9 protein-coding genes are annotated in these 8,047 nt (G+C 60.9%); 6 read left to right on the top strand and 3 right to left on the bottom strand.

Annotated features, from left to right (window positions below; all coding sequences use genetic code 11):
- Positions 1 to 658: 658 nt before the first annotated feature.
- Positions 659 to 1,435 (bottom strand): enoyl-CoA hydratase, encoded by a 777-nt coding sequence (locus tag FYB76_RS15015; RefSeq protein WP_154134155.1) that lies wholly within the window; start codon positions 1,433 to 1,435, stop codon positions 659 to 661.
- A gap of 195 nt (positions 1,436 to 1,630) precedes the next feature.
- Here FYB76_RS15015 and FYB76_RS15010 point away from each other — a divergent pair, with 195 nt between their 5' ends.
- Positions 1,631 to 2,068, top strand: coding sequence for a universal stress protein (locus FYB76_RS15010; protein ID WP_039786852.1), 438 nt, complete (start codon positions 1,631 to 1,633; stop codon positions 2,066 to 2,068).
- 89 nt (positions 2,069 to 2,157) lie between these two features.
- On the opposite strand, the gene FYB76_RS15005 is transcribed toward FYB76_RS15010, so the two are convergent.
- Entirely contained in the window at positions 2,158 to 3,390 is a 1,233-nt protein-coding gene (locus FYB76_RS15005; RefSeq protein WP_088756147.1) for a murein transglycosylase A, read from the bottom strand.
- Between FYB76_RS15005 and FYB76_RS15000 the strand changes: the two genes are divergently transcribed.
- Positions 3,389 to 3,568: a hypothetical protein gene (locus FYB76_RS15000; RefSeq protein WP_154134154.1), complete on the top strand. Its 180-nt coding sequence runs from the start codon at positions 3,389 to 3,391 to the stop codon at positions 3,566 to 3,568. The genes FYB76_RS15005 and FYB76_RS15000 overlap by 2 nt on opposite strands.
- Positions 3,569 to 3,600: 32 nt before the next feature.
- Here FYB76_RS15000 and apaG read toward each other — a convergent pair whose 3' ends face one another.
- Entirely contained in the window at positions 3,601 to 3,975 is a 375-nt protein-coding gene (gene apaG, locus FYB76_RS14995; RefSeq protein ID WP_088756145.1) for a Co2+/Mg2+ efflux protein ApaG, read from the bottom strand.
- A 251-nt stretch (positions 3,976 to 4,226) separates the two neighbouring features.
- Here apaG and rpe point away from each other — a divergent pair, with 251 nt between their 5' ends.
- From rpe to FYB76_RS14975, 4 genes are all read left to right on the top strand, one after another.
- On the top strand, positions 4,227 to 4,892 hold the full coding sequence (gene rpe / locus FYB76_RS14990) for a ribulose-phosphate 3-epimerase (RefSeq protein ID WP_034340160.1): 666 nt from the start codon (positions 4,227 to 4,229) through the stop codon (positions 4,890 to 4,892).
- Between the two features lie 48 nt (positions 4,893 to 4,940).
- The gene (locus FYB76_RS14985) at positions 4,941 to 5,621 is read left to right on the top strand and encodes a phosphoglycolate phosphatase (protein ID WP_154134153.1); all 681 of its coding nucleotides are present in this window, start codon (positions 4,941 to 4,943) and stop codon (positions 5,619 to 5,621) included.
- Positions 5,622 to 5,972: 351 nt separating this feature from the next.
- Positions 5,973 to 7,469, top strand: coding sequence for an anthranilate synthase component I (gene trpE, locus FYB76_RS14980; protein ID WP_034340156.1), 1,497 nt, complete (start codon positions 5,973 to 5,975; stop codon positions 7,467 to 7,469).
- On the top strand, positions 7,470 to 8,045 hold the full coding sequence (locus FYB76_RS14975; RefSeq protein ID WP_088756143.1) for an aminodeoxychorismate/anthranilate synthase component II: 576 nt from the start codon (positions 7,470 to 7,472) through the stop codon (positions 8,043 to 8,045).
- The last annotated feature ends 2 nt before the right edge of the window (positions 8,046 to 8,047 follow it).

The following is an 8,047-nucleotide window of genomic DNA, read 5'->3' as shown; positions in this document are numbered from 1 at the left end:
ATCTCTGTTTTGTGCCATTTCTGGCTACCCCGAAGGGCATCGCTCTCTCAAAATACTGACAGGTAATTTCTTGCGAACTTACCTATATTTCTTGTGAGCATTTAATATTTAAAGTTTCCAGAACCGAGGTTCTGTCGCACTTCATTAAACGCCCACGCTTATCGGCTGTTAATTTTTAAAGATCTTGTCTGCCGCAAACGCGCTTGGCGCTGTTTGCATCGCTGAGAATCGTTTTGTTCGTCAGCAGCAGAGAAACGAGATTATGTAGCAGTTTGTTTATCGCGTCAACTACTTTTTTGCGATTCGTTTTAAATTTTTTCGTCTCGCTTAACTTCCGCTTTGACTACTTCCATTTAAAACGCCTTACAACCTGCTTCACTACTCTTTGCTTCGCCGACATCCGTCGCTCTGTTTTTCAACTTCGCTTCGTGTGTCGCGTCAGCAGGGGGCGAACTATAGCAACGCCCCATCCACCGCGCAAGTACTTTTTGAAAAATAATCGAAAATAATTTAGACCAAGCCTTCCCCCGGCTGCCTCACTTCACCCCAAACCCTTTACTGGCGTGGGTTACAAGCGATATGAACAAAACAGTAAATCATTCAGAAAAAAGGGCCGCCCTGACGGGCGGCCCTTTCTACCGCATCCAAAGAGAAGTGATCAGGCGTTCTTGAACACCGCCGGCCGCTTTTCCAGGAAGGCTTTCATGCCCTCCTTCTGGTCTTCAGTGGCAAAGCAGCTATAGAAGAGCGCCCGTTCATACTTCATCCCCTCGGACAAGGTGGTCTCGTAGGCACGGTTGACCGAATCCTTCACCATCATCGCGACCTGGCGCGGCATCTCCGTAATGGTCACTGCAGCGGCCATGGCCTCTTCCATCAGCTTGTCGGCCGGCACGATGCGCGACACCAGCCCGGCACGCTCGGCCTCCTGCGCATCCATCATGCGGGCCGTCAGCGCCAGGTCCATGGCCTTGGACTTGGAGACCGCACGCGGCAGGCGCTGCGTACCGCCAGCGCCGGGGATGATGCCCAGCTTGATCTCCGGTTGTCCGAACTTCGCATTGTCGGCCGCGATGATGAAGTCGCACATCATCGCCAGCTCACAGCCGCCGCCCAGCGCGTAACCCGCCACCGCCGCAATGACCGGCTTGCGGATGCGGCGCAGGGTCTCCCAGTTGCGGGTAATGAATTCACCATTGAAGACGTCCATATAGTCAAACCCGGCCATTACGCTGATATCAGCGCCCGCCGCAAAGGCCTTTTCGCTGCCGGTGACGATGATGCAACCAATCTCGTCCTGGGCGTCGAAGGCCAGCAAGGCTGTGCCCAGCTCGCTCATGAGGTCGTCGCTCAAGGCATTGAGCGCCTTGGGACGGTTCAGGCGGATCAGGCCGACCTTGTCGTGGGTCTCGACCAGGATGTTTTGGTAGCTCATAGTGGGTCTCCTTCTTATGAATGAATCGGCAATCCGCCCGGGCGTGGCAGCAACCGGCACGGCGAACCGCAAGAATAAGCCAAAAATAATGCGCCGGTCCGACCTGGCGCAATGACTAGCAAGAATTTCATGCAGGCAAGGCCCCACGGGGCTATATTGGAGTCATCCCCTATCCCTATTTATAAGGAGGCGAACATGTTCAAGAACATCCTGGTCCCCACGGACGGCTCAGAACGCTCGGACAAGGCCATCGCCACGGCCATCGACTACGCCAAAAACAGCGGCGCAAGCATCGTCGGCATCTCGGTGGCCGAACCCTACCCGTTCTCGCCGCTGGCCGAGAGCTCGATGGCCATCGATCCTGCCCTTTATGAAGAAAACGTCAAGACCCTGGCCAACCAGCACATCAAGAAGATCGCAGACGCTGCGGCCGCCGCCGGCGTGCCCTGCCAGACGGAAATCGTGATGTCCTTCAATCCCGATGAAGAAATCATCAAGGCCGCCACACTGCACGGCTGCGATGCCATCTTCATGGCTTCCCACGGGCGCAGCGGGCTCTCGCGCATCTTCCTGGGCAGCAAGACTCAGAAGGTGCTGACCCATTCGACCATCCCGGTGCTGGTACTGCGCTGATCCTTATATAGCAGCCCCGCCATCGGCAAAAAAGCCTGATCCCTCGACAGGATCAGGCTTTCTCATTGCCACAAGGAATTCAGAGAAATTCAGTTGCCTCCCGGCGGCGTCATCCCCTTGGGCAGCAGCACCCACATCATGCCGCGCTGCTTCATGGCCCCGGCGCGATCCTCGGCTTCATCGCCGAATCCCCAGAAATAGTCAGCCCGCACCACGCCGCGAATGGCGCCGCCGGTATCTTGCGCCACCACCAGCCGCTGCAGCGGACGGTCGCTATTGGGCAGCGTCGTGGCCAGGAACACCGGCGCACCCAGCGGCACATGCTGGGGATCGATGGCGATGGAGCGCTGCGGGGTCAGCGGGATGCCCTGCGCGCCCTTGGGGCCTTTGGAAGGATCCGGCAGCTTTTCTTCCTTGAAGAAGACATAACTCGGATTGGCATTGAGCAACTCTTCCTTGCGCGCCGGATTGGCCTGGACCCAGGCCTTGATGTTCTGGGCCGATGCCTGGGACAGTTCCATCTCGCCCTTGTCCACCAGATAGCGGCCAATCGACTTGTAGGGACGGCCATTCTGGTCCGCATAGGCCAGGCGGATGGTCTCGCGCGACTCCGGCAGATACACGCGGCCCGAGCCCTGCACCTGCAGGAAGAAGGCCTCCACCGGATCATCCACCCAGACGATTTCCTTGCCGGACAGACTATTGCCCTGCATCAACTCGGCGCGCGTCGGATACGGCACCACCTTGCGTCCGACCACCTTGCCGCGCAGGCGCAGGTTCTTCAGCTCGGGATAGACACTGGCCATGTCGATGGTCAGCAGGTCGTCCGGAGCCTGGTACAACGGCGTCTGGTACGGCCCGGCACGGCGGCGCGAACCGCGCAGCAGCGGCTCGTAGTAGCCCGTCACCAGTCCGGTATCTGTCCCGTCGGGGTTGAACAGCTGATACGGCGTGAAATAGGTCTCGAAATACTGGCGCAGGAAGCCCAGGTCATTGGCATTGACCTGCTGGGCCGCACCACAGGCAGCGCGCCACTCCGGCTTGCGGATCATGACCGAGCAGGACGACTGCAGGGCCGGCCAGGCTTCGCGCAGGTCGTCATTGTTCCAGCCGGGCAGCTGGGCGAAGGTGGTGGCGCGCATGGCCGGGCCCGGCTGGGCCACTGGCTTGGGCGATGGCTGGCTTGGGGCAGGCGTGGTCAGCGGCGTGGTCTGGCAGGCCGCCAGCAGGACGGCGACCGAGACCGCCATCGCGGGTACACTAAGGCGCCGCAGCGCCGACAGCTTGGCAAAACGATTCAATGACATCGGAGACAAATTCATGTTGTGGTTGATCCTGGAAGCAAGTGCCGCCTTCTTCGTACTGGTCTTCATCGTCTGGTGGACCATGTTCTCGGGCCGCAAGGAACACAATGGCCGGCCAGTGAGTGCCAAGCAGGAAGAATCGCAGAAAAACAAAGGGCAGCAAGCGCGAGAGACGACAGACAGCGACCCGCGCTGAAAAATCCGCCGTCCTGGCTCAGGAAGAAAAATTCAGTGCAAGGTGCGCGGCAGTGAAAGCACGAACTCAGGGATGCGGACGTCGAACTGCTCGCCATCCTCGGCCACGCAGAAATATTCACCATGCATGCTGCCCTGGGGAGTCTTGAGCGAGGTACCGCTGGTGTATTCGAACTGCTCGCCTGGCTGCAGGAAAGGCTGATGCCCGACCACGCCCAGGCCGCGCACTTCCTGCACGTGGTTGTTGGCGTCGGTGATGACCCAGTGGCGCGAGATCAGCTGGGCCGGGACCGTCCCGGTATTGACGATGGTGATCGCATAGGCGAACACGTAGTGCGAACGCGATGGATCGGATTGTTCCTCCAGGTACTGGGTCTTGACCGTCACCGTGAACTCATACGCTGCCATGGGGTTTCCTGTGTTGTGAAGGGGCTGCCGCCGCGCCGGGCCATCAGGCGAGCGCGGCCACCCCGGATTGCACACGAATTCAGCCAGCTGCGCAAGCCGATGCGTTTCGCGTGCCCGGCCCGCTGCAAGGCAGGGCAGCCAGCTCATCGGCCGGGCCGGCGGGCGCTGCAGCAAGGTAGAATAGCGGTTTTGCCGCCTTTGCGCCTGCGCCCGGCGGCCAATGTCGATTCAGCCATCCTTTCTTTACAGCCATGCCGACCTTCCGTATCGCCCCCAGCATCCTGTCCGCCGATTTCGCCCGCCTGGGTGAAGAAGTGCGCAATGTCGTCGCCGCCGGTGCCGATTTCATTCACTTCGACGTGATGGACAACCACTACGTCCCCAACCTGACCATCGGCCCGCTGGTCTGCGAAGCCATCCGCCCGCACGTGCAGGTGCCCATCGACGTGCACCTGATGGTCAAGCCGGTGGACCGCATCATCCCCGACTTCGCCAAGGCCGGCGCCAACCTCATCACCTTCCACCCGGAAGCCTCCGAGCACATCGACCGCTCCCTGCAACTGATCCGCGACAACGGCTGCAAGGCCGGCCTGGTCTTCAACCCCGGCACGCCCCTGCACTACCTGGATCACGTGATGGACAAGCTGGACATGGTCCTGATCATGTCGGTGAACCCCGGTTTCGGTGGCCAGTCCTTCATCCCCGAAGCCTTGAAGAAGATCGCCGAAGTGCGCCGCCGCATCGACGAATCCGGCCGCGACATCCTGCTGGAAGTCGATGGCGGTATCAAGGTCGAGAACATCGCCGCCGCCGCCCGCGCCGGCGCCGATACCTTCGTGGCCGGTTCGGCCATCTTCGGCAAGCCGGACTACAAGGCCGTCATCGATGCCATGCGCGCCGAACTGGCCCAGGTCTGATCGCGTTCCCCTTCGCCAGACGAACAAACAACGAGGTTTCCAGGGCATATGAAGAATCTGACCAACATCAAGGCCGCCATCATCGACCTGGACGGCACCATGCTGGACACGGCCGCTGACTTCCACGTCGCGGTCAACCGCATGCGTGAAGAATTGGGACTGACGCCCCTGTCCCAGGAAACCATCGTCAACTTCGTCGGCAAGGGGACCGAAAACCTGATCCGCCGCGTGCTGGCCGTGGACTACGCCGAGGACGAGGCGGCGCAATACTTCCAGCAGGCGCTGGAGAGCTACACCGAGCATTACCTGGCCATCAATGGCGACTATTCCTCGCTCTACCCGGGCGTGGTCGAAGGCCTGCAAGCCCTGCGCGCCAAGGGCCTGCGCCTGGCCTGCGTGACCAACAAGCCGCTGGCCTTCGCCGTGCCGCTGCTGCAGAAGAAGGGGCTGCGCGATTTCTTCGAGATCGTCTATGGCGGCGACTCCTTCCCGAAGAAGAAGCCCGACCCCATGCCCTTGCTGAAGGTCTGTGAGGATTTCGCCCTGGCACCGGCACAGGTCGTGGCCATCGGCGACTCCAGCAACGACGCCCAGGCCGCCCGCGCGGCCGGTTGCCGTGTCCTGAATGTTCCGTACGGCTACAATCACGGTGAATCTATACACGACGTCGATTCGGATGGTATAGTTTCGACGCTTGTAGAAGCAGCGCAGCAAATCTCGGTGGACTGACAGCCCGTCAGCTCACCGGTCGACAGACCGAAGATCCAATCGCGACCCACATCAATGTTTCGTAACAACAAACGAACCGCTCAACCGACAGCCGCCCCTGAGGCCTGGCTGTGGCGACGCTGGCAATTCCAGGCGCAGTAATTGACGCCTGGACCTGGCCGCACCTGCGTGCCGGGTCGTTTGTTGTGGTACCGCATCCTCCGCATTTCCCGTAATTTCCATAACGACACCGCTGACGAGAGTCCGCACCTGTCTGCTGCATCCGCGTGCATCGCGTCCATGGCTTCATGGCGTGTTGCGACGGTCTGCGGCCAGGCCCGCGTACCCTACAATGGCGGTCTGGAGTGACACATGACCGAACTCGAATTCAAATCGCTGGCCGCCGAAGGCTACAACCGCATCCCCCTGATCGCCGAAGCCTTCGCCGACCTGGAAACCCCGCTGACGCTCTATCTCAAGCTGGCCCAGAGCCACAACACCGGCAAGAACACCTTCCTGCTGGAGTCGGTGGTCGGTGGCGAACGCTTCGGCCGCTACTCCTTCATCGGCCTGCCCGCCTCCACCAAGATCCGCTGCAGCGGCCAGCAGATCGAAGTGCTCAAGAATGACGAGGTCATCGAGACCGCCCAAGGCAATGCCCTGGAATTCATCGCCGAGTATCAATCCCGCTTCAAGGTCGCCATCCGTCCCGGCATGCCGCGCTTCTGCGGCGGCCTGGCCGGCTATTTCGGCTACGACGCCGTGCGCTACATCGAAAAGCGCCTGGAAAACAGCGCCCCGCAAGATACGCTGGGCCTGCCCGACATCCAGCTGCTGCTGACCGAGGAACTGGCCGTCATCGACAACCTCTCCGGCAAGCTCTACCTGATCGTCTACGCCGATCCCACCCAGCCGGAAGCCTTCTCCCGTGGCCGCCAGCGCCTACGGGACCTGCGCGCCATGCTGCGCCGCCCGGCCGATGCGCCCGTCACGACCGGTTCGGTGCGTACCGAAACGATCCGCGAATTCCCCAAGGACGAATACCTCAAGGCCGTGGCCCGCGCCAAGGAATACGTGATGGCCGGTGACCTGATGCAGGTGCAGATCGGCCAGCGCCTCAGGAAATCCTATGTGGATTCGCCGCTGATGCTGTACCGCGCGCTGCGTTCGCTGAACCCCTCTCCTTACATGTACTTCTACAACTTCGGCGACATGCAGATCGTCGGTGCCTCGCCGGAAATCCTGGTGCGCAACGAATCCATCGGCGAAGGCCAGAAGAAGATCACCATCCGTCCGCTGGCCGGCACCCGGCCGCGCGGCTCCACCATCGAGCGCGATGAACAGCTGGCGCGCGAACTGCTGGCCGATCCCAAGGAAATCGCCGAACACGTGATGCTGATCGACCTGGCCCGCAACGACATCGGCCGCATCGCCACCACCGGCAGCGTCAAGGTCACTGACCAGATGGTGATCGAGAAATATTCCCACGTGCAGCACATCGTCTCCAACGTCGAAGGCATCTTGAAACCCGGCATGTCCAACCTGGATGTGCTCAAGGCCACCTTCCCGGCCGGCACCCTGTCGGGCGCCCCCAAGGTGCGCGCCATGGAAATCATCGACGAACTGGAACCGACCAAGCGCGGCATCTATGGCGGCGCCTGCGGCTATCTCTCCTTCGGCGGCGAGATGGACGTGGCCATTGCCATCCGTACCGGCGTCATCAAGGATGGCACCCTGTACGTGCAGGCGGCCGCCGGCATCGTGGCCGACTCGGTACCGGAAATGGAATGGGAAGAAACCGAAAACAAGGCGCGCGCCGTACTGCGCGCTGCTGAACAAGTGCAAGATGGCCTGGACGGAGAAATCTAAATGCTGCTGATGATCGACAACTACGACTCCTTCACCTACAACCTGGTGCAATACTTCGGCGAGCTGGGCGAAGAGGTGCTGACCATCCGCAATGACGAGATCACGCTGGATGACATCAAGAAGCTCAACCCCGAACGCATCTGCCTCTCCCCCGGCCCCTGCAGCCCCAAGGAAGCCGGCATCTGCGTGGACCTGCTGAAGGAATTTTCCGGCAAGCTGCCCATCCTTGGTGTTTGCCTGGGTCACCAGGCAATCGGTGAAGCCTTCGGCGGCAACATCATCCGCGCCAAGCAGGTCATGCATGGCAAGACCTCCAAAATCGCGCACACCGGCGTGGGCGTCTTCAAGGACCTGCCCACCCCCTACACCGTGATCCGCTACCACTCGCTGGCCATCGAACGCGCCAGCCTGCCGGATTGCCTGGAAGTGACCGCCTGGACCGACGATGGCGAGATCATGGGCGTACGCCACAAGGAGTTCGACCTGCAAGGCGTGCAGTTCCACCCCGAGTCCATCCTTTCCGAGCACGGCCACGCCCTGCTCAAGAACTTCCTGACCGGCAGCGCCCACGGCTGAGA

This window comes from Herbaspirillum sp. CAH-3 (assembly GCF_009668275.1).
Taxonomy (GTDB): domain Bacteria; phylum Pseudomonadota; class Gammaproteobacteria; order Burkholderiales; family Burkholderiaceae_D; genus Herbaspirillum; species Herbaspirillum aquaticum.
This window is presented reverse-complemented; position numbering and strand designations above follow the sequence as displayed.

Excerpts from the sequence above, each read along its gene's own strand:
- trpE (WP_034340156.1), top strand. The coding sequence starts at position 5,973 with ATGACCGAACTCGAATTCAAATCGCTGGCCGCCGAAGGCTACAACCGC.
- FYB76_RS14985 (WP_154134153.1), top strand. The coding sequence starts at position 4,941 with ATGAAGAATCTGACCAACATCAAGGCCGCCATCATCGACCTGGACGGC.
- FYB76_RS15010 (WP_039786852.1), top strand. The coding sequence starts at position 1,631 with ATGTTCAAGAACATCCTGGTCCCCACGGACGGCTCAGAACGCTCGGAC.
- FYB76_RS15005 (WP_088756147.1), bottom strand. The coding sequence starts at position 3,390 with ATGAATTTGTCTCCGATGTCATTGAATCGTTTTGCCAAGCTGTCGGCG.
- apaG (WP_088756145.1), bottom strand. The coding sequence starts at position 3,975 with ATGGCAGCGTATGAGTTCACGGTGACGGTCAAGACCCAGTACCTGGAG.
- FYB76_RS14975 (WP_088756143.1), top strand. The coding sequence starts at position 7,470 with ATGCTGCTGATGATCGACAACTACGACTCCTTCACCTACAACCTGGTG.
- rpe (WP_034340160.1), top strand. The coding sequence starts at position 4,227 with ATGCCGACCTTCCGTATCGCCCCCAGCATCCTGTCCGCCGATTTCGCC.
- FYB76_RS15015 (WP_154134155.1), bottom strand. The coding sequence starts at position 1,435 with ATGAGCTACCAAAACATCCTGGTCGAGACCCACGACAAGGTCGGCCTG.
- FYB76_RS15000 (WP_154134154.1), top strand. The coding sequence starts at position 3,389 with ATGTTGTGGTTGATCCTGGAAGCAAGTGCCGCCTTCTTCGTACTGGTC.